Origin of the sequence: Methanosarcina sp. DH1 (genome assembly GCF_020804205.1) — an archaeon.
In the GTDB taxonomy this organism is placed as follows: Archaea; Halobacteriota; Methanosarcinia; order Methanosarcinales; family Methanosarcinaceae; genus Methanosarcina; species Methanosarcina vacuolata.
On sequence record NZ_WJBJ01000011.1, the window covers coordinates 37,975 to 58,698 of the forward strand.

General features: G+C 39.7%; 20 protein-coding genes. 10 read left to right on the forward strand and 10 right to left on the reverse strand.

Annotated features, from left to right (window positions below; all coding sequences use genetic code 11):
* Positions 1-203: 203 nt before the first annotated feature.
* Together FXW07_RS05950 and FXW07_RS05955 are read right to left on the reverse strand one after the other, a co-directional pair.
* Positions 204-1,169, reverse strand: coding sequence for an ABC transporter ATP-binding protein (locus tag FXW07_RS05950; protein WP_229394639.1), 966 nt, complete (start codon positions 1,167-1,169; stop codon positions 204-206).
* Complete coding sequence (locus FXW07_RS05955; protein ID WP_229394640.1) at positions 1,162-2,094, reverse strand: ABC transporter ATP-binding protein; 933 nt, start codon at positions 2,092-2,094, stop codon at positions 1,162-1,164. Before FXW07_RS05955 ends, FXW07_RS05950 begins: the two co-directional genes overlap by 8 nt.
* 997 nt (positions 2,095-3,091) lie before the next feature.
* Here FXW07_RS05955 and FXW07_RS05960 point away from each other — a divergent pair.
* The gene (locus tag FXW07_RS05960; RefSeq protein ID WP_229394641.1) at positions 3,092-3,838 is read left to right on the forward strand and encodes a class I SAM-dependent methyltransferase; all 747 of its coding nucleotides are present in this window, start codon (positions 3,092-3,094) and stop codon (positions 3,836-3,838) included.
* A 155-nt stretch (positions 3,839-3,993) separates the two neighbouring features.
* Here FXW07_RS05960 and FXW07_RS05965 read toward each other — a convergent pair whose 3' ends face one another.
* Both FXW07_RS05965 and FXW07_RS05970 read right to left on the reverse strand, forming a co-directional pair.
* Positions 3,994-5,757 (reverse strand): aldehyde ferredoxin oxidoreductase family protein, encoded by a 1,764-nt coding sequence (locus tag FXW07_RS05965; protein ID WP_229394642.1) that lies wholly within the window; start codon positions 5,755-5,757, stop codon positions 3,994-3,996.
* Positions 5,754-6,272, reverse strand: coding sequence for a 4Fe-4S dicluster domain-containing protein (locus tag FXW07_RS05970; protein WP_229394643.1), 519 nt, complete (start codon positions 6,270-6,272; stop codon positions 5,754-5,756). The genes FXW07_RS05965 and FXW07_RS05970 overlap by 4 nt, the downstream gene beginning before the upstream one ends.
* Positions 6,273-6,625: 353 nt before the next feature.
* Between FXW07_RS05970 and FXW07_RS05975 the strand changes: the two genes are divergently transcribed.
* A complete protein-coding gene (locus tag FXW07_RS05975; protein WP_229394644.1) occupies positions 6,626-7,114 on the forward strand; it encodes an NlpC/P60 family protein in 489 nt (162 codons plus the stop codon).
* 294 nt (positions 7,115-7,408) lie between these two features.
* Positions 7,409-7,900 carry a DUF1648 domain-containing protein gene (locus tag FXW07_RS05980; RefSeq protein WP_229394645.1) on the forward strand — a complete coding sequence of 164 codons (492 nt, stop codon included), beginning with the start codon at positions 7,409-7,411 and terminating at the stop codon, positions 7,898-7,900.
* 118 nt (positions 7,901-8,018) lie between these two features.
* Here the strand turns inward: FXW07_RS05980 and FXW07_RS05985 are convergent, their stop codons facing one another.
* Together FXW07_RS05985 and FXW07_RS05990 are read right to left on the reverse strand one after the other, a co-directional pair.
* Positions 8,019-8,516, reverse strand: coding sequence for a GNAT family N-acetyltransferase (locus tag FXW07_RS05985; protein WP_229394646.1), 498 nt, complete (start codon positions 8,514-8,516; stop codon positions 8,019-8,021).
* Positions 8,517-8,819: 303 nt separating this feature from the next.
* Entirely contained in the window at positions 8,820-8,972 is a 153-nt protein-coding gene (locus FXW07_RS05990) for a hypothetical protein (protein WP_156151061.1), read from the reverse strand.
* A gap of 162 nt (positions 8,973-9,134) precedes the next feature.
* Between FXW07_RS05990 and FXW07_RS05995 the strand changes: the two genes are divergently transcribed.
* On the forward strand, positions 9,135-9,296 hold the full coding sequence (locus tag FXW07_RS05995; RefSeq protein ID WP_229394647.1) for a hypothetical protein: 162 nt from the start codon (positions 9,135-9,137) through the stop codon (positions 9,294-9,296).
* Positions 9,297-9,448: 152 nt separating this feature from the next.
* On the opposite strand, the gene fpoO is transcribed toward FXW07_RS05995, so the two are convergent.
* Entirely contained in the window at positions 9,449-9,673 is a 225-nt protein-coding gene (fpoO, locus tag FXW07_RS06000; RefSeq protein ID WP_255678782.1) for a F420H2 dehydrogenase subunit FpoO, read from the reverse strand.
* A 58-nt stretch (positions 9,674-9,731) separates the two neighbouring features.
* Here fpoO and FXW07_RS06005 point away from each other — a divergent pair, with 58 nt between their 5' ends.
* From FXW07_RS06005 to FXW07_RS06020, 4 genes are all read left to right on the forward strand, one after another.
* A complete protein-coding gene (locus tag FXW07_RS06005; protein ID WP_229394648.1) occupies positions 9,732-10,196 on the forward strand; it encodes a nucleotidyltransferase domain-containing protein in 465 nt (154 codons plus the stop codon).
* Entirely contained in the window at positions 10,180-10,605 is a 426-nt protein-coding gene (locus FXW07_RS06010; protein ID WP_229394649.1) for a DUF86 domain-containing protein, read from the forward strand. The genes FXW07_RS06005 and FXW07_RS06010 overlap by 17 nt, the downstream gene beginning before the upstream one ends.
* Positions 10,606-10,786: 181 nt before the next feature.
* The gene (locus FXW07_RS06015; protein WP_229394650.1) at positions 10,787-11,563 is read left to right on the forward strand and encodes a GTPase; all 777 of its coding nucleotides are present in this window, start codon (positions 10,787-10,789) and stop codon (positions 11,561-11,563) included.
* Between the two features lie 340 nt (positions 11,564-11,903).
* Entirely contained in the window at positions 11,904-12,452 is a 549-nt protein-coding gene (locus FXW07_RS06020) for a hypothetical protein (protein ID WP_229394651.1), read from the forward strand.
* Between the two features lie 419 nt (positions 12,453-12,871).
* On the opposite strand, the gene FXW07_RS06025 is transcribed toward FXW07_RS06020, so the two are convergent.
* The 3 genes from FXW07_RS06025 to FXW07_RS06035 all read right to left on the reverse strand — a co-directional run bounded on the left by FXW07_RS06025 (position 12,872) and on the right by FXW07_RS06035 (position 17,797).
* Entirely contained in the window at positions 12,872-13,507 is a 636-nt protein-coding gene (locus FXW07_RS06025; RefSeq protein WP_229394652.1) for a hypothetical protein, read from the reverse strand.
* 441 nt (positions 13,508-13,948) lie between these two features.
* Entirely contained in the window at positions 13,949-15,673 is a 1,725-nt protein-coding gene (locus FXW07_RS06030) for a PKD domain-containing protein (protein WP_229394653.1), read from the reverse strand.
* A 501-nt stretch (positions 15,674-16,174) separates the two neighbouring features.
* Positions 16,175-17,797: a PKD domain-containing protein gene (locus FXW07_RS06035; protein WP_229394654.1), complete on the reverse strand. Its 1,623-nt coding sequence runs from the start codon at positions 17,795-17,797 to the stop codon at positions 16,175-16,177.
* A 652-nt stretch (positions 17,798-18,449) separates the two neighbouring features.
* On the opposite strand from FXW07_RS06035, the gene FXW07_RS06040 reads away from it, so the two are divergent.
* Both FXW07_RS06040 and trpB read left to right on the forward strand, forming a co-directional pair.
* The gene (locus FXW07_RS06040) at positions 18,450-19,256 is read left to right on the forward strand and encodes an indole-3-glycerol-phosphate synthase (protein ID WP_229394655.1); all 807 of its coding nucleotides are present in this window, start codon (positions 18,450-18,452) and stop codon (positions 19,254-19,256) included.
* A gap of 261 nt (positions 19,257-19,517) precedes the next feature.
* A complete protein-coding gene (trpB, locus tag FXW07_RS06045) occupies positions 19,518-20,723 on the forward strand; it encodes a tryptophan synthase subunit beta (RefSeq protein WP_255678797.1) in 1,206 nt (401 codons plus the stop codon).
* Position 20,724: the final 1 nt, after the last annotated feature.

Below are 20,724 nucleotides of genomic sequence, written 5' to 3' on the forward strand. Positions count from 1 at the left end.
GATCTACACTTTCCCAATTYTCTAAATTTTCACTTTCCTTTCCCAATTTTCTAAATTTTCACTTTCCTTTCTCAATTTTCTAAATTTTCACTTTCCTTTCTCAATTTTCTAAATTTTCACTTTCCTTTCTCAATTTTCTAAATTTTCACTTTCTTGAAGTCCAGAAACAATGTCAGACTCAAGCTGTCTAAACAATATTTTTTTCACTTATTCTCCATCCGGATTGTATTGCCGGACACGTTTTTCAATATCTGATGACATGCCACGAGTTGATTGCTTGAAGCTTTCTTCAACTCGGGTGTTTCTGTTAAGCATGCTTTTGATCTCAAAGGACATTCAAAATAATACGAACATACCGGATTCTTAGTTCCCTGATTTTTGGCTCCCTTATAGTCCACTGTACTGATTTCGAGATCAGAATCCCCTGTCAACAGCAACTTTGTGTAAGGGTGCAGAGGATGCTGAAAGATATCTTCGATCTTTCCAGTTTCCACAATCTTTCCCCTGTACATCACAGCTACCCTCTCGCACATGTGTTTCATCAGCTCAAGGTCATGAGAAATGAACAGCATGGTAAGGTCATATTCTTCTTTGAGGTCCTTTAGCAGGTTCAAAATCTGGGCCTGTACCGAGATGTCAAGGGAGGCTGTAGGCTCATCGGCAACAATAAAAATAGGTTCAAGGGCAAGCACTCTTGCAATAACTGCCCTCTGATTCTGGCCCCCGCTGAGCTGGTGAGGAAAACGGTGGATATGTTCAGGACTCAGCCCCACTTGCTTTATAAGCTCAACAATCTTGCTTTCGGTCTTTTCCCTGTTATTTCCTTTAAGTTTTAGCGGTTCTGCTATGCTCTGCCCAATCGTCATTTTAGGGTCAAGAGAAGAGTCAGGGTTCTGGAATATCATCTGCATTGAAGGCCGGATGCTGTTCAGAGCTCTGTTATCAAGGGCAGTGATATCTGTGCCATTGAACACGATCTTTCCTGCTGTTGGTTCAATAAGCCTCAGTACACATTGTCCGAGAGTAGATTTCCCGCAACCGCTTTGCCCAACCAGGCCCAGGGTCTCTCCTTTCTCTATAAAAAAAGATACGTCATCTACTGCTCTGGTCACAGTTCTGGAGATTATGCCGGAAGTAAACGTTTTCTTTAAACCCGTAACTTCAAGCATAGAGGAAGCACCTCACAAGCCTTCTGTTTTTTTCAACCATCGGAGGATGTTCTTTTCGACATCTGTCTGTGCAATGGGTACAGCGTGGATGGAACCTGCATCCATCAGGAAGATCGATCAAAGAAGGGCTGTTGCCTTTTACAGGTTTGAGCCCCCTGGCAGGAAGGGAGTTAAAAAAACCCTGAGTATATGGGTGTAGCTGGCTTTCAAACATCGAGGTTACTGGAGCGATTTCAACTAATTCTCCGGCATACATCACAGCAATCCTGTCGCATAATTCCTCTGCAACTCCAAGGTCATGAGTGATGATTAGCATCGTTTTTTTATTAGATATTTCTTTTAACAGTTTCACTATGTTCCTTTTTACAGTCACATCAAGGCCTTTTGTTGGTTCGTCAGCGATTATAAAGCGCGGTTCGCTGGCAATACCCATAGCGATTATTGCTCTTTCTTTCATTCCTCCGCTGTACTGGTGAGGGTATTCCTTTACTCTTTTAGAGGGTTCTTTGATCTTTACGCGTCCCAGAAGTTCCTTTGCCATCTCGATAGCCAGGCTGCCTTTTACGTGCTTATGCAGCATGAGAGGCTCAGCTATCTGAAAACCCACGGTCAGTACCGGATTGAGAGAACTTCCTGGATTTTGGAGAATCATACCGATTTCTTTACCCCTTAGTTTTCTCATATCCTCTTTTTCAATCGAATACAGGTTTTTTCCACGGTAGAGAATGTCTCCTTTAAAGATTACGTCATCCTGTAGCAGTCTCATGATAGAGAGCCCAAGGACGCTTTTGCCGGAACCCGATTCACCTATTAAGCCTACAATTTCGCTTTCAGCAATGGAAAGATCTACGCCGTTTACTGCCTTGACCAGACCATCTTCAGTAGGAAAATTCACATATAAATTAGAAATTGTGAGAAAGTTCAACTTAAAATCACCCTTTTTTCAGAGGGACACTCTTGAAACCGTATGGTATCCAACAAAGTTGTCTAAGAGGCTCGAATTTTGATCTGTGTTTTTTCCAGCACAGCTTCTTTGCAAATTATTTCAGTATTAATTTGCAGGTAGAACAACAATCCTGCACTTATTGCAGCCTTTTTCACATACACGAGCTTTCGTCTTTTCTTACCTTTTTAAAAATTTTGTCAGACAAATATAAAATCCAATAGAATTTAATAATAATATTCTACTAATTTTTATGCTGAAATATTTAAAAAACATAACCATTATAAAACTTTCGAAACAATCACGAATGTGAAAATAATAATATATTGGAGTATTTTCTCAGAAATTTCAAAAATATAAAAAAAGATCTTATCTCATATGACTTATGCAGTTACCTTCAAAACACACATGAAATTCTTCTAATAACAGGCACAAAGAGATGAAAGTACTTGAAAGAACTTTCATTCTAAACAGACAACTTCTGAGTCTCACCTTTCATATAACTCAAGTCTTACAATCTTATGTCCTTCAAAGCAGACAACTTCTGAGTCTCACCTTTCATATAACTCAAGTCTTACAATCTTATGTCTTTCAAAGCAGACAACTTCTGAGTCTCTCTAATTTTAAGCTAAGTTATGAATTGGATTTTTTAGAAACTGATGGCACTTAAGCGATTGACTGAAAAACCAGCAAGCTTCAAACCTTCAATTGTCTAAAACACTCATCTTACCTCAGTATTTATCGTGCCTTATTCTATACCTGAATTTTCTGAAACTTTACTTTATATATCCGGGCTTTTTTTCGTTTACTCTGCCTTCCTATAATTATTATGCTAACTAATACTTGTGTTAAAAAACGATAATATTTTATATTTTCATTCAATATAGTGTTACAATATATAAGATTTTTATTCGTTAAATCACCATTTATTTATCATTCATAAAATCATTTCCCTAACTCATATTTGTGGAGTGAACACATGGAAGCTAAAGAAGTGATAAGAAACTACTGGGATTATCGCAGTGAGACTTATAATACTGGCATTGTGGAACAATCCGAGGAGGAATGGGCCACCTGGAAAAACATGCTTTCATCAATAGTGGATAGCAGAGAACATCTTGAAATACTCGATATCGGTACAGGGCCAGGTCAACTTGCCCTGATGTTTGCGGAGCTGGGTCATCATGTGACTGCTGTTGACCTGTCGACAAGGATGCTTGAAAAAGCCAGAAAAAACGCCTTGAAGAGGTCTCTGGACATAAACTTCATCCAGGGGGATGCTGAGGATCTGCAGCTTCCGGACATGCAATTTGATGTGGTATCCAGCAAATTTCTCCTGTGGACACTTCCTGATCCGCAGAAGGCTCTGTCTGAATGGAAACGGGTGCTTAAGAAAGACGGTATGATCATTGCCATCGATGGAGACTGGTTCAGTTCGGGTATATTCCTTAAATCGATCCGAACCATATCGGATGGCATACGTTCCATAAAGGAAAGAAACTTTCATAACCCCTTTAATCAACACTATAACCCGATAAAAAAAGACCTTCCTCTTTATAGTTTAAAACCTGATCAGGTATCCAGGTTCTTAAATGATGCGGGTTTTGAGAATATTAATATTGAGCGTATGAATTCCCTATGCCGTTCTGCAAGGAAAAAAGGGAATTTGCTGGATAAGCTTGACTATGCCCATCCCATCTACCTTATGAAAGCTGTTAAAAAGTAATCTTTATCCATCTACCTTATGAAAGCTGTTAACAAGTAATCTTTATAATCCAGGGGGCTTGCGAAATAAGAGGTCCTGCTTTATCTTTCAGGTTCTACTCTATCGTAGATTCAGGTTCTACTCTATCGTAGATTCAGGTTCAACTCTATCGTAGATCATACTCCCCTTTTCTTTCTATAAAGCTCAATTGCTCTTTTAACTCTTTCTTCTTCAATTACCCCTGTGGTGGAAGGAGTTTCAAAAAATCTTTTGGGGATTCGAAGGTCTTCGAACCTGAATCCGAGTTTCTCTTTTAATGCATACTTTTTCCTGAAAATATCCTTTCCCAGTGCTTTTAATTCCTCTTCGGTTCTTTCTATTCCCAGACCCTTAAGGGCCAGAATCACGTTTTCGTATGTGTAGACGTTTCTGGCAAAAAGGCAGGAAATCATGCAGTTCAGGACATTGCGCCGGTTTTCTTCATCAATTATATAATCAACAATCTGCTCATCTGAAATTGGCTGATTAAATGCTTTCTGATCTGCGGAATAACCTGCGCTGTCAAGATGGGAGTGCCTGGCACCTACGGTGAGTCCAAGAATGTTTCCAAGCCCTGTGTGATAGCCCGGAATTTCCAGTCCTCCAAGTCGAATTGCGAAGTCCTCTCCTCCGTATTTTTTGGAGGCATATTCCACCCCTTTTCCAAGGTCTGAGTAAAATTCATTTGGCGCCTGGACTACAAGGTCTATTGCCCTCAGATATGTAGCTTTATCTCCCCAGGAAAATTTAAGCCCCATAGTCTCGTCAGTGGAAATCTTCCCGCGTTGCTGCATCTCTGTTGCCCAGGCGAGTACAACTCCCATGCTGATTATATCAACCCCTGTTTTTTCGCAGGCATCAATAAGCTCAAGCACGGCTTCAGGATCAGCTACGCCAAGGTTCGATCCCAGAGCATAGATCAATTCAAAATCATAAGAAATATTCAATGCTTCGTATTCATGGGCTTTTGAGAAGGCTCGCTTTAGCATGGCTACATGGATACATCCAATTGGGCAGCCTGCGCAGGAGACCCGCCTGAGAAGATATTTCTCGGCAAAAAACTCTCCTGAAATCGTTTCAGCTCCTTCGAAAGAAGCTGCCTGTAGGTTTCGGGTAGGCAGGCCTTTAAGTTCGTTTAAAACCAGAATATTTTCGCTTGTGCCCAGGTTATGGTATTTCTCAGTGAGCCCGGTTTTCACAATAGTGTCATAGAGCATACTGACAGTCTTTCGGTAAGCATTGTGCTCAGGGCTTTTCAGCTCCCTGTTTCCGGAAATAAGCATAGCTTTAAGTTTCTTTGCCCCAAAGACCGTTCCGAGCCCGAGGCGCCCGAAATGGCGGTAGGTATCGACATTGACATCGGCATATGTGATCCCACGTTCTCCGGCAGGCCCAATTCTGATAATACTGCGCCTGCCTGCACCGGGTTCTATTTCGCGCAGGATTTTTCCAACATCAATTGCTGAAGAGAGATGCCATATGGAAGAAGCGTCCCTGAAGGTAACTTTGTCGTTGTGGATTGCCACATACACAGGGTATCGGGAGGCCCCTTTGATAACAATTGTTTCGTACCCTGAATAGCGCATGGACATAGCAAGATGGCCACCTGCATAGGATTCTCCCAATTCTCCATTGAGAGGGGAACGAAACAATGCAACTGTTTTGGTGCAGGTAGGATATACTCCCGAGAGCGGCCCTGTGCTGAGGATTATTGGCATCTCCGGATCAAGCGGCCCTGTGCCTTCTCTGTACTCTTCAAGCATGAGGTTTGTGGCAACTCCCACACCACCCAGATATTTCTCATAGAGGTCGCGCCTTTCCTTAATATGATAACTATGGCTGCTCAGGTCAATATAGAGTATATTCTTAAGCCCCTCAATAGCGTATTGCTCGGTTGTCATTTTCCCTCCCCTGTTTCTTCTCCTCTGTAGAGGTCTTTATGAGATGCAGTAGGACTAACCGGGCTCGTATCCGGAGCAGGGCCCGTGTCAGTAAGCTTTACTTCTCCGCTGTCTTCGACTTCAATCATTTCCAGCACATCATGGGGACAGAACTTCGAGCATACGCCGCAGTGTTTGCAGATTACGGCTTTTTTCTCCGCGTCCAGATGGATAGCTCCCACCAGGCAGGCTTCTATACAGTTTCCGCAGCCATCGCAGATCTCTTTATTGAGATTCACTCCTCCCCCCTTCCTTTTGGTAAGCGCACCCAGCGGGCATGCCCTCATGCAAGGAGGGTCTATGCAGGCATGGCAGACGATTTGAGAATAAGGAGTTTCGATCCCCCCGCGGGTCTGTATATCAATTCGGCTGTTTTTCAAAGATATAGTATCATACCAGGTTCTTGCGCAGGCCATCATACAGGAGTAGCAGCCTATGCAACGGGCCGGATTTGCGACCTTTAACCTTTTTGCCATTATTTCCCCCTCAGATTCCTGTATTCAGAAAGTATGTATCCCCAGTTTATATAATCTGGTACTACAGGCATCAGCAAATCAAACCTGAAACTTTCAGTTAATCCTTATTTCAGAGTCTCTACTTTCATACCAAAATGGACTCCTGCCGTTATGTATATATGTTAACGTCGTTAAGTAGTGGTAATTATAAAAATAAATTTATTTTGATGTATAATAAACAAGCCTTAACAATAATTAGGCCAGCGTCGAGTCAACAACAAAATCTCGTATTAAATCAATTGCAATTATTTGGAATTATTGAATCCTTGATGATTACTCGACACTGGTAAAAACACGGACATTGATGAGAAAAAATGAAGATAAGTAAAGACAGATTAATAGTCACATTCCTTCTGGCTATTTTAATAGCACTCATACCCCTTGGAGCAGCAGCTCCTGTTGGAACCTCAGAAAACGCAACATTAGAAGCCGCAAACAACTGGCTTGGAGTTAAATCCGTACATGGGGGCAATAATACAACTGCCATTGACTGTTCTCACTTAGTATATCAAGTATACAGCCAGGTAGGCGCCAAAGACATATTTTTCCAGAAAGTACCTGATATGAAAAATAATACAGATTATGTAAATACAAGCTCTCCAGCTCCGGGAGATGTGATCTTCTGGCAAAAGGACGTTCCCCAAAACGGCAGAATATACTGGCTTGCCACTCATGTGGGAATATACATAGGAAATAATCAGTTCATAGACACATCTTTTGATACAAAAAATGTTACCACAGAAAATATCACTGGTGTGTATGAAGAAGGAATGCCGTACTTTGCAAGATGGTCACATATTTAAGAGATCAATTTAAGAGATCAATTTAAGAGATCACAGTGAAGATGCTTAAAAAGAGACTATTGAACAGGAGATCTAAAACGATCTCCCCTTCCATTTTTAGCTTTTTGTAGAAATAAGTTATAAGTACATTAGCGCTATATACTGCCTATATATTTTGTACAATTGAAGAGTTTGTCCCCCTTTTACTATAAAATAGGGTACAAAATAGGGCATGTTATAAAATAAGGCATGTGCCAAAGACCGATAATACAAGCAATAGAAGCTTGTGTTTTGTTTATTAGGGAGAATCTCACTATGAAATTGAAGTATACTAAACTCCAACTTGTTTTGGAAATTATAGGACTTCTGTTTTTAGTCGGGATGCTCATTTTTATTTACACTCAGTGGGACCAAATTCCTCAACAAGTTCCTATGCACTATAATGCACTGGGTGAAATCGATAGATGGGGAAGTAAATATCAAACCCTTATTTTACCAGCCATAGGTATTTTGCTTTATACTTTCATTACTGTAGTATCTTTTTTCCCACAGATGTGGAATGTTCCTGTTCAAATAACCGAGGAAAACAAAGAAGCTGTGTGCCTCAGTACAAGGAATCTAATTATATTCATGAAAGTCGAGATCTTAGCTATATTCTTTTACCTGAATTATCATACTGTAACTGTACAGCCTTTGTCAGTCATTTTTTTACCTATTTTTTTGATAATCATATTTGGCACATTAATATTCTTCATCGTACGGACCATTCGATTAGGAAATGAAAAAAAGCATAACCGTGAATTATGAGCATACTCAATTCCTTCGAAGGTCGCTTGAGTTGTTGATCAATTAGAAATTAAAGTTTCTCTAAAATTCGGATTTGAGAATATTGGTACCAGTGACAAGGCAGAAGTTATTTCACAAGTTATTTCACAAGAGCATACATACAATAATCAAAAAAACTACTATTTTTATAGACACCTTTCTTCATTATGCCCTCTAAAACAAATCCGGCTTTTTCAAGAGCTTTTCTTGAGCCGATATTTTGTGCATAGGGCTCTGCAAATATCCGGACAATATCATACTGTTCAAAAGCTGCCCGGCAAAGCTGTTTTATTGCTTCGCTCATTATTCCCCTACCCCAAAAAGATTCGCCAAGCCAGTATGCAATCTCTGCACTCTTACAATAAACATCATTTTTAAGGAATAATGCAATGCTCCCTGCAACTTCTCCGTTCACAATAATTGCCCTGCAGCACTGCTGTGTTTCATCGTTACAGCTAAAGCTTTCTACAGTTTTTCTGCAGTCATCTAAAGTGGAGGGAAAAGAATCTCTCATATTTTTTGCAATTTTTGTATTGTTGGAATACTTGAAAAAGCTTTCAGCATCGGTTTTTTTCCACTTTCTCAATTCAAAATTCATTTTGGCAACATCCTTTTGACAACATCCGGCAAATAGAATTAATCATTTTGTACGGCTATAAAAAAATTACTTATTGAAAGCCTGAAAGACTTTAATAAATTTGCTTTTTATGCTGTAAAATTCGTAGCCGTAGCAAGATTTTCAAAGTAAATATGAAACATTAAAAAATAAAAAAAGTAATGAAAGAAAGATTAAATCAAAGCTGCGTTGATTTACCCCTCAGCAACTTCTGGGTATTTGACTAAATACAAAAAATTTCAGATAGTAACTCGATAATTGCATGTCAGTTACAGACTAAAAATATTAAAGTTCCACTTCGCCTTCATGTCCTAATAATTCCTTATTTGTTTTCTTTTGAATTTTTAGGTCCTCTTTGGAAGCACCGTCTATCGTCATATCGCTAATTATTTTATTTGCGATCTTCTTACGCTTTTTATCCATTTCGTCTCCACTCATTTTACGTCCTCTGTTTCTATTGTTTCTTTGTCTTTTATGAGTCTGTCAAAACTATTAAAATTAATTTGTAGTGTAAATCTTATTACTTTTTTACAATATAAGCGTTTTTATCATCTTGACACAGAAGCTGTCTGAAAATTCAAACTCCTTATAATTGGATTAATGGCAGTGCTGACTTTAAATCCATATAGAAAATTGAACCTTATGCAGCGTTGCGTAGACTACCTTAAATCAATAGATTCCGACAGCTCGGACCTTGAAAGCAACTATGAAAAGCGTTCCGCAGTAGAGAAATTTTCAACTTTCAGTAAAAAATGTAGCTGAGTTGCTATAAAAGTCAATGAAAAAATCAAATTGTATGCAGGTAGCTCAAACCCGCATTTTAGACTAAAATGCACTTGTGCATCAAAAATAAGTTTTAAATCACACTTATTTTTTATTTTTATCCTTTTTATTGCCCTTTTCAATCACCTTTATTAAATCGCTTCCTTCAAAATTTTACCGCACAGAACGCATTTGTTTCTCCGACAGGAGATTTCGTCTTTCTTGATGCTTAAATAGGTCTCTTGGGCAGAATCCAGGCAGGTCTCACAGAGCCCTTTCCAGACACTCTCAGGATAGACAAATTTGAAGAGGGAAACGATTACCCAGACCGCAATAACTGTTGGAAGTGTGAGCCTGCGAAGATCACAATCTATCATGTATATCCTTTCTTACAACATAACGTATTTGAAAGAACAGGACATAGAGAAAAATACAATGGGTCTTAAAATTCACGACATCGGGAAAGAAATTCTATGTATCTTGCTTCCTGAATTTTTTAATAAAAAGGAATATGTAGAACTTGCATATCTCTTTGGTTCGACAGCAGAGGGAGCGGAAGGGCCGCTAAGCGATATCGATATAGGTGTTTATCTTTCCAGCAAACTTACAAAAGCAGAAAGGATAGAGAAGCGTCTGGAATTAATTGGAGAGCTTTCAACCATCCTTAAGAACGATCATGTAGACCTCCTGGTGATGAACGATGCTTCACCCGTTATTAATTTTGAAGTCATAAGGCCCAATGTGCCGTTATTTGTGAGAAATGAAGACCTGAAACTGGACGTGGAACAATATGTCATGTCCAGATACCTGGACCGAAAGTACCATGAAGATTTTTTAAATAGTGAACTACTGAAACGAATCAGGGAGAAGAGGGGTATTCAGGATGTCAGTAGCAGATAAGTTATTTAGAAAATTGAACTTTATGCAGCGTTGCGTAGACTACCTTAAATCAATAGATCCCGAAAGCCCGGACCTTGAAAGCAACTATGAAAAGCGTTCCGCAGTAGAGAGAAATTTTCAACTTGCAATTGAATGTGCTATTGACATAGGAGAAATCATTATCTCAAAAGAGGGGCTTGAAAGGCCTGAAGATTATAGGAGTGTGTTTCGGATTCTTGGCAGACACGAAATAATTCCTGAAGAGTTCGCAGAAAAATTTTCATTTTCTGCTGGATTCAGAAATATCCTGGTCCATGTTTATGAAGAAGTGGATCTTGACATATTAAGAAAACTGCTTGCTGAAAACCTGAGAGACTTTGACATATTTGCCCTCTACGCTGCAGAATACGCAGCGAAGCTTGCAGAGTAAAATAAGATATTAAAAAGAAAAAATAAGAAAAATAAAGCCGCAAACTGCAGCTTTACTCAAAACTCAATATTCATGAACTTACAAATGCCCATGCCCGTGTTCACAAGCCGAACCCTCGATCTTCTCTCTTTTGAACCCGACTCACTATCTTATATACCAGCTTGTGCCATAGCCAGAGCATATGGCGAGCTACAAAGCCCTTGTAAAAGATGTTATCAAAAAAGCTGATGTCCTTCTTGAAGTAATAGATGCCAGGTTTCCTGAAGAGACCCGAAACAGTGAAGTTGAGCGCGAGATAATCCGCTTGAACAAACCTTTCATTATAGTAATCAATAAATCCGACCTTGTATCAAGAGAAAAACTTGAAAAAACCAAAGCCCCTCTCTCAAAAATTGCACCTGTAGTTTTTGTTTCCAGCAAGGATAGATCCGGAACAACGATGCTGAGGCACCAGATCCTTGCGTCGGCCGCTGTGAAAGCCGGTATAAAAGGGCAGGATGTTCTTGTCGGCACCCTGGGCTATCCCAATGTTGGCAAATCTTCAGTAATCAACGGCGTTACAGGTCGGCACCGGGCAAGCACGTCTCCCATATCCGGCCACACGAAGGGCGTCCAGCATGTGGATGCAGGCTCACGCATCATGTTTATCGATACACCTGGAGTGATTCCTTTTGATGAAAAAGACGAGTATCTGCAGGGCCTGCTCGGAATAAAGGATGCAACTCATCTTAAGGACAAAATCGGTGTCGCTCTGGAGATGATTGAAAAAATGCTTGCCGAAAATAAAACGGCCCTTGAGTCCTTCTATAGTATTATAATCAAAGATGAGACCTCCTATGATGTGCTTGAACTGATAGGCAAACAGTGCAATTTCCTGCAAAAAAAAGGTGAAGTGGACGAAACACGGACTGCTACCAGAATAATCAATGATTGGCAAAACGGGCTACTGCTTATCTGAAAAATTGGTGAAGTTCCAGTTATGAGTACATTATATTATGAGTACATTATATTATGAGTACATTATATTATGAGTACATTATATAGTCCTGTCTTCCTTTACATTCAGATAACCTGTTATTTTTTACGTTACTTTCTCCCATAGTTTACAGTTCACTCCAATAAAAGTACAGCTACAGGACAGTAATTTTTGATATAACCCTTCAAGTTTCTCTTTATGAAGGTTTTCTACTTTCTACATTATTTTAAATAAATCGTTGCGTTTTTATAGACTATTGGGTGTATTTTTAGACAGGAAGTAATTTTACTAAACTGGAAAGGTTATAGTGGGGGAAATTATTATGAACAGAACCAAGGTTTTTTACCTGAGGATAGCTACATGCTTCCTGGTTATTCTGTTAACGCTTCCAATTTCATTAGCAGGAACTGACGTAGCGGAGACTAATTTTGAAGATGAAAACAATGAAACAAATTTCGCATCAACGTACAACGAAAATGAACTGATGGATCAGGAAATAGGTCTGAACTTCCGTTTTCTCACATCCATGCTTCAGATGCTTGACCTCAACCTTAACCTCATAAACGGAACCCTGAACGCCCGCGTTGAGGAATATCCGTTTCTGCAGCCTACAATCGAAGGGACAGAAGCAGGCATAGCAACAACGGATTCCATACTCGGTGTGCTGGAATCGGACCCTGAAAATTTGAGTGAGATGGAAAATTCCGTGGTTTCCTTAAACGAAAACATGGAGCGGCTTAATTCAACCATCGGATACCCTGACGGTATGATCGAAGCTGCTAACTCGACCATTGGAGAACCTAATAGTACTACACCTATGATTGTCGAGATGTTCAAAAGTGTAAAAGCAATGACAGAGTTTTTTGACTGAGATTGCAATACTAAAATCAGAGGATCTTACTAAATTTGCAAGTTCAACAAGCAGATTTTTAGCAAATATTCACATTGCCAGATATTCAGGTCAGATATACAGGTTATAATTTAATTACTTTAAGCCGATTTCTTGTCGGCAGATTAATTTTCTTTTTTGGCGGTTCGCAGGAAACCTGATGGTATTATTTCCGGCTGAACTGGCCGATGTTTTTAGCATACGTTTTTTCTCTCGGCGCGAAAACAGTTAAGGTTCGACTACGGGTTTTTATAGTTAAAATGTCTGTATTGGACCATATAACATGTTAGTCTATTGCTACCACATAAAGTCCATTGCTACCACATAAAAAGGAAAATATATTCAAAAGCTTTCTGAAATGAGGTGCGGAGAATCGCCTGTTTGCAAGCTTCAGCCACACGTCAATCAATAAACTCTTCTAATGAATCGATAAAGGACTCTAACTTCCTTCTTACCTCATATAAATCATGCTTTCCTTCCATGCGCCATACCTCATGGTCTTCAAAATCGTACAATATCGATAGAGGTAATGTGCTTTTTTCGTATCTGCTTTTTATTTCCGGGTAATTTTCTACATTTACAACTTCGACAAACAATGCGTTATTAAATTTTGGTTCTGTCAGAAGTACTTCGTGCATGAAAAATATTAAATCCTGGCTGTCCTTGTTATTGCTGGATTTTATGTTAATACGGTAAACCAGTTTGTTGCCATAGTACGAAAACAACAAACGTTGCAAAACAGTATTTATTGTTTCATCAGGGTGGATTTTCGCTTCATTGAGCCTGTCATGAAGGCCCTGCGTGATTCTCACATTCTCCGTAGTATGCGAGAGCTCCGGGAAACTTCGTTTCCTGCCGTTAATGACGAACCAGTAGCTACCGTTTTCGTGTATAAGCTGGCAGGTGTCATCGTATCGAGCTAATAGTTTTCTGATTATCGTGCTCCTTGACTCCCAGGCACTGTCACTATTTCGGTCTCTACAAAAATCAAGCGCCTCGTAGAGCTCGGCACTAATTTTAACAGTCTTTGTTTCCACGGCTGCACCTCAATCTTGAGCATACATCAGGTTAAGATATAAAAAATGTTCGCCATGGCACTCAAGGAAAATCCTCTTGTGTGCTGCAGCACCATTCATTGATCTTATGTAAAGAATTCTGTAATTATTTTTACTAAATAAATTATGCTGAGAGTTATAAGAGATTTTCAAATGACCTTCTACCCACATCAGAGTGAAACTCCGCAGAATTTGCTCCAGCACTTGAAACCTATCTGAACACTCGATAATGCATGTCGAAAAGTTAAAGTAGATAATATTTTTCGGATAGGCGAGTAACAGGTATTAAAACAGAAAGCATAAAAGACTTCAAAAAATAGACTTCAAAAAAATCAAACAGGGCTAAAAGGGTTGATTGATTAAATGAATATAAATACCTTTTAGACCCTGGATGTTTTATTAGTTTTTCATTAATACTTTTACTTACTTTACTGTAATATAGTTAGAGATAGTTTTGGTATTACTTCCAGCAGCATTCTTTACTGTTAATTTAACAGTAAGTTTTCCTTTCTTAATATACGTATGAAGCGGATTATGGGTTGTTGAAGTGGTTCCATCTCCAAAGTCCCATTTCCATGAGGTTGGTGAACCTGTACTCTTATCAGTAAACTGCACTTTTAATGGTTTAGTTCCTGACCTGGGGGAGGCAGAAAAAGCAGCAACCGGTTTTACGGGATTTGTTACTTTTATGTAATTTGTTTTTGTTACCTTATTGCTTCCTGCAGAGTTGGTTGCTGTAAGAGTCACAGTATGGCTTCCTGCTTTAATATATGTATGGATCGGATTATGGGTTGTTGAAGTAGTTCCGTCTCCGAAATTCCATTTCCATGAGGTTGGATTGTTTGTGCTCTTATCAGTAAATGTAACTACCAATGGCTTAGTTCCTGAGGTTGGAGATGCAGAGAAAGCTGCAACCGGTTTTTGTGTTGTACTCCCTGTCAATTTTATATAATTCTTTTTTGTTACTGTACTGCTTCCAGCGGAATTAGTTGCTGTAAGAGTAACCGTTAGAGTCCCCGCTTTAATGTACGTGTGGAGTGGATTATGAGTTGTTGAAGTGGTTCCATCTCCAAAATCCCATTTCCATGAAGTTGGGCTATTAGTACTCTTGTCAGTAAACTGCACTTTCAATGGTACTTTTCCTGAGGTTGGAGATGCAGAGAAAGCTGCAACCGGTTTTTTTGGAGGTGTTACTGAAGGACCTATAAACTGTCCGAAAGCATAAGGATGAAATCCATTCTCCACAAAGTCTGTAACCTTGTTTGTCGCTGTGTCAATTACAGTGATACCATATCCAGCATCAGTCTCTCCCAAATTTACCACATATACCTTTTTTCCATCTGGAGTGACTTCAACTCCCCCATCATTAAAGATTCCAGCAGATACAGTAGCTGTAACCTTGTTTGTTGCTGTGTCAATAACATAGACAAAACAACCGTCTGCAGGGTCTCCGGAGTTCACTACATATACCTTCGTTCCAGCCGGGTTGACTGCAACTCCTCTAGGAGCGAGGCCTACCTTTACCGTGGCTGTAACCTTATTTGTTGCTGTGTCAATTACAGAGACAGCGTAGCTGGGATTATCATAGGTACCTGAATTTGCAACATATGCCTTTTTTCCATTCGGACTTACCACAATTCCATAAGGACGATTTCCTACTTTTACCGTAGCTGTAACCTTATTTGTTGCAGTATCAATTACAGAGACAGTATTTCCCGGATCATTATAGGTACCTGAGTTTGTAACATATACCTTTTTTCCATTAGGACTTACTGYAACTCCATAAGGACCATTTCCTACTTTTACCGTGGCTGTAACCTTATTTTTCGTGGTGTCAATTACAGAGATAGTATTTCCCGGATCATCATAGGTACCTGAGTTTGTAACATATACCTTTGTTCCTGCTGGATTTACTGCAACTCCTGGACCATCTAGATTTCCAGATACGGTAGCTGTAATAGTATTTGTAGCGGTATCAATTACCGAAAAACTTCCCCCGTCGCCAGCAGGTCCAGCACTATTAACAATATATGCAAATGGTGCTGCGCCTGTGATACTCACCAACATTAAAAGTGCAAGTGCCGTAATTCCCAAAGCTTTAATGAGGAAATGTCTTCTGCATGTTTTATCAAATTTAATTTTTTTCATTTATATACCTCAGTATGTTTTTGGACTTCTGCACTCCGGAGGTAAAATCACATGCATTAAGCGTCATATGTAAAATTTTGAGTTTAGGACATTGTTAGCTTACTGCTGTTGTTTTTATACCCTGGTGTGTACATGTTTCTTAGACTTAGTTAAGTTCTTAAATTTTCAACAAATACATGAAATTTACTTATTCATACAATTTGAAGAGGATAAGTTAGGATTTCCTTGAAATTCGTGTAGTTCTTTAGCTCTTCTTTTTTTTGTGTGGATATCCTCATAATGTCCCCATAAAAACCAATGCGACCTTGAATTGAAAATAATCTTATCCATAGGGAATGGCGAAGAGTCAGTTTTTTCAAGATATGACTTGGAGATTAACGAATAAAACAGAAAGTTTATATATCTCTCAAAAATTTAAAGCGAGGTTAAAAGGATTATATTCAATAGAATTTGAATGCCTTTTATACCTTGCTTATTTTCATTGGTTACTCGTCAACACTATTATTTACTTTTCACTGTAATATACTTAGAAATAGTTTTAGTGTTAGTTCCAGCAGCATTCGTTACTGTTAACTTAACAGTATAACTCCCTGCTTTTGAATATTTATAAGTTGGATTCTGTTTTGTTGAAGTTGCTCCGTCACCAAAAGTCCATTTCCATTTAGTCGGCGTTCCTGTACTTTTGTCAGTAAACTTAACGTTTAATGGAACCTTTCCGGAGGTTGGTGACGCAGAAAATGCAGCAACAGGTTTTGCTACTACTGTTATATAATTCGTTTTTGTTGCCGTGTTACTACCTGCTGCGTTGGTAACCGTAAGTGTCACTGTATACTTTCCTGCTTTTGAATACTTATAAGTTGGATTCTGTTTTGTTGAAGTTGCTCCGTCACCAAAAGTCCATTTCCATTTAGTCGGCGTTCCTGTACTTTTATCTGTGAATTTAACTGTTAATGGCGCTTTCCCGGATGTTGGAGATGCAGAGAAAGCTGCAACCGGTTTTACAGTAGTCGTTTTGACAGTTATATAATTTGTTTTTGTTGCAGTACTGTTGCCCCCTTCATTGGTTGCAGTAAGTTTTACGGTGTATTTTCCTGCTTTGGAATATGTATGTATCGGATTCTTTACCGTTGAAGAAGCCCCATCTCCAAAGTTCCATGTCCAGGAAAATGGTGTTCCTGTACTTTTGTCAGTAAACTTTACTGTCAGGGGAACATAGCCTGTGGTAACATTGCTGACAAAATTAGCTACTGGTGGATATACTGGAGCAAACTTCTGAATGCGATTGTTGTCAGCATCAGCAACATAGACATTGCCTGAAGAATCTACAGCAACATCTTCAGGGTTTCTGAATTGCCCATCATTTGTCCCATAGGAACCCCACTGTGTTAGATAATTGCCGTCACTGTCAAACTTCTGAATGCGAGTATTCCCTATGTCCAAAACATAAATATCGCCAGAAGAATCAACAAAAACACTTATAATGTTATTGAACTGTCCATCGCCATTGCCAGAATTACCGAATTGCATTAGATAATTTCCGCTACTGTCAAACTTTTTAATGCAATGGTTATCTTTGTCAGCAACATAAACATTATCCGAAGAATCTAAGGCAACATCAATGGGATTCTTGAATTGCCCATTACTGCTGCCATAAGAACCCCACTGCATCAAGTAATTTCCGTTGTTATCCAACTTCTGAATTCGATTATTGCCCGTATCGACAACATAAATATTGCCAGATGAATCTAAACAAAAGTCATGAACATCTTTGAACTGTCCATTGCCACTTCCATAAGAACCAAATTTTGTAATGAAATTACCATTTTTGTCAAACTTCACAATGCGATTGTTAGTATCAGTAACATAAACGTTACCTGAAGAATCTACAGCAACACCGATTACATACCCCAGTGATACATCATTAGTAGAGCCCCATTGGTTAATGAATTTGCCATTGTTATTAAATTCCTGAACTCGATGATTGTCTGTATCGGCAACATAAATATATCCAGATGAAGTTGCAACAATGGCACGTGGATGATTTAATTGTCCAGCACCATCACCATAAGAACCCCATTTGGTAACAAACTTATAACTTTCAGCGTGCGTAACTGATGCACTCATTAATCCCAGAAAAAAGATAATAAAAAATAGTAACGTTATCCTAAATTTGTTAGCGTGTCGATATTCTATTTTAAGTTCCTCCTTTATATTTTGCTTCATATTTATATAAAAAAATGTTAGTAATTTACAACTATTCTAATTTATAAAGTTTTTTATTTAAATTTGAAGGAATGATAAAAAATATAACTTCAAATTTGCAGTTCAGAAATTGATCCGTAATTTCAGTATCTCAATAATGATTTTTGGCAACAAATACCTTGATATTATACTTGAATAATTCCTAACTTCCCTTACTCAATGGAGTAAAAAACGAAAATCAAACACGTTAGCAGTTCCTTCAAAATAGAATTATTTTTGCGATTTTCTCTTCCTGTTCTGAATAAGTGAGAAGTAGTGAACCAGTGAGAAGTAGTGAACCAGTGAGAAGTAGTGAACCAGTGAGAAGTAGTGAACCAGTGAGAAGTAATTAACCGTTGAAAATGAGCAAGGAATAAACTCCATTCTTAAAATCCAAAATATGTTTAACTGAGTACAAGGATTTGCGACTTTTACGAAATAGGAATTTCAGTTTATATTGTGCTTATCCAAAACCTTTTTATACAAAGTACTTCATTAGACGTTGATGTACAAAAATATACTTTAGTGATACATAATGCACGCTTCAATTCTTCACATCCTCAACACAACAAAAACCCGTATACAGGCCCTTGGGCCGCAGACCTCCAGTGAAAGCCAGGAGATGGGATTTGAGAAAAGGGACTTTATCTCGGCTGTGGCAGACGCAAAAGCCGATGGTAGGGTGCCTGTAATTGCAGAGGTCAAGCCCGCATCTCCAGGGAGGACTTTCAGGGATATTCCACCTGCAACGGCTGCCGAGCTTGCATGGGAGATGGAAGAAGCCGGAGCTGTTGCAGTTTCAGTCCTGACCGAGCCTGGTGTGTTCAGGGGATCACTTGAAAACCTGGACTCAGTTAGAAGTAAGGTCTGCTTGCCTGTCCTGAGGAAAGACTTCATTATTGACAGGGTGCAGCTTGAAGAAGCTCAAAGTGATCTTGTACTCCTGATTGCAGGTATCCTTGGAGAAGAACTCGGGACTTTTGTTGAGCTCGCCCTTAAAAAAGGGGTGGAGCCTCTGGTAGAGGTCCACAACAGGAAAGAACTCGATTTAGCTCTGGAAACCGATGCAAGAGTTATAGGAATTAATAACCGGGACTTAGAGACCCTTAAAATCAACCTCGAAACCACAGAAGAGCTGGCTCCCATTATCCGGGAATGTGACCTTGATCACGGAACCAGGCACCTTATAATAAGTGAAAGCGGGATGAACAGCGTACAGGATGTCAGACGGGTAATTCAGGCAGGCGCGGATGCCGTGCTGATAGGTTCCGCACTTATGGAAAGTGCTTCTGTTTTTGATAAAACGAAAGAATTCGTCCAGGGCGCTGGTTGGCGTTATTAACTGTTTTTCCAGACTTTTCGGAGCTTTCAGCCTGACTGGACAGGTTGGAAAATCCACTCTAATTCATTTAAAATTCATTTAAAATCCATTTAAAATTTATTCAAAGTTTATTCAAAAACTACGCTTACAAACGCGATATCAAAATTATGTTACAGGATTCATCAAAAAGACAAGGGAGTAATTGAATTGACAGAAACTAAAGTTTCAGAATTTCCTGCAAAGGACTCATACTTAAATAAACTCGCAGGTTCGCAGAAGAATTTGAAAAACGGGCAGACAGGCCAGGTAAAAGGAAAATACGGGAAATATGGGGGGCAGTACGTACCAGAAGTCCTCATGCCGGCCTTAGAAGAGCTGGAAGAGGGATATGAGCGGTATAAAAATGACCCTGAATTCCTTGCCGAACTTGACCATTACCTGCGGGATTTTGCAGGCAGGGAAACACCTCTTTATTTTGCCAGGAACCTGAGCAAAAAGTACGGGTCAAAGATCTACCTCAAAAGGGAAGACCTTGTGCATGGAGGGGCCCACAAATTAAATAATGCAATAGGACAGGCCCTGCTTGCAAAATACATGGGAAAAACCAGGCTGATTGCCGAAACCGGTGCAGGACAGCATGGGACTGCAACAGCTATGGCAGGGGCAAATCTCGGGTTTGAAACTGTTGTCTACATGGGGGCCAGGGATGTCAAACGTCAGCAGATGAACGCCTACCGCATGGAACTCATGGGCACTGAAGTAGTACCCGTGGAATCCGGTTCAAAAACCCTTAAGGATGCTATTAACGAGGCTTTCAGGGACTGGGTCACAAACATAGAAAACACGCATTACCTCATAGGATCGGTTGTAGGGCCTCATCCCTATCCTGTAATAGTAAGGGATTTCCAGAGCGTTATAGGTCGGGAAGTAAAGGAACAGATTTTGCAAAAAGAAGGTCGTATGCCTGATTCCATTATTGCCTGTGCAGGCGGCGGAAGCAATGCAATGGGGATCTTCTACCCCTTTATTGAAGACAAGGATGTCAAACTGATTGCTGTCGAAGCCGGAGGAAAAGCCCTTAAATGTACGGAAAAAGCCGCCCTTCACTCAGCTTCTCTCTGTGCAGGAGAAGAAGGAATTCTGCACGGCGCAAGAACAAAAGTACTGCAGGACAAGAACGGGCAGATCCTTGAATCCGAATCCGTTTCTGCAGGGCTTGACTACTCAGGAGTAGGGCCTGAACTGGCTTACCTGTCCGAAATCGGCAGGGTTACAGCCAGATATGCAACTGATGATGAAGCACTTGGAGCTTTCCATGAACTGAGCAGGCATGAAGGAATAATTCCTGCACTGGAATCTTCCCATGCCCTTGCTTACCTGAAGAAAGCCTCAGAAGCCGGAGAACTGGGAGATGTAGTGGTTGTAAACCTGTCTGGAAGAGGCGATAAGGACCTGGAAACCGTCCTTAGCCTGAGAGGAGGGATCTAAA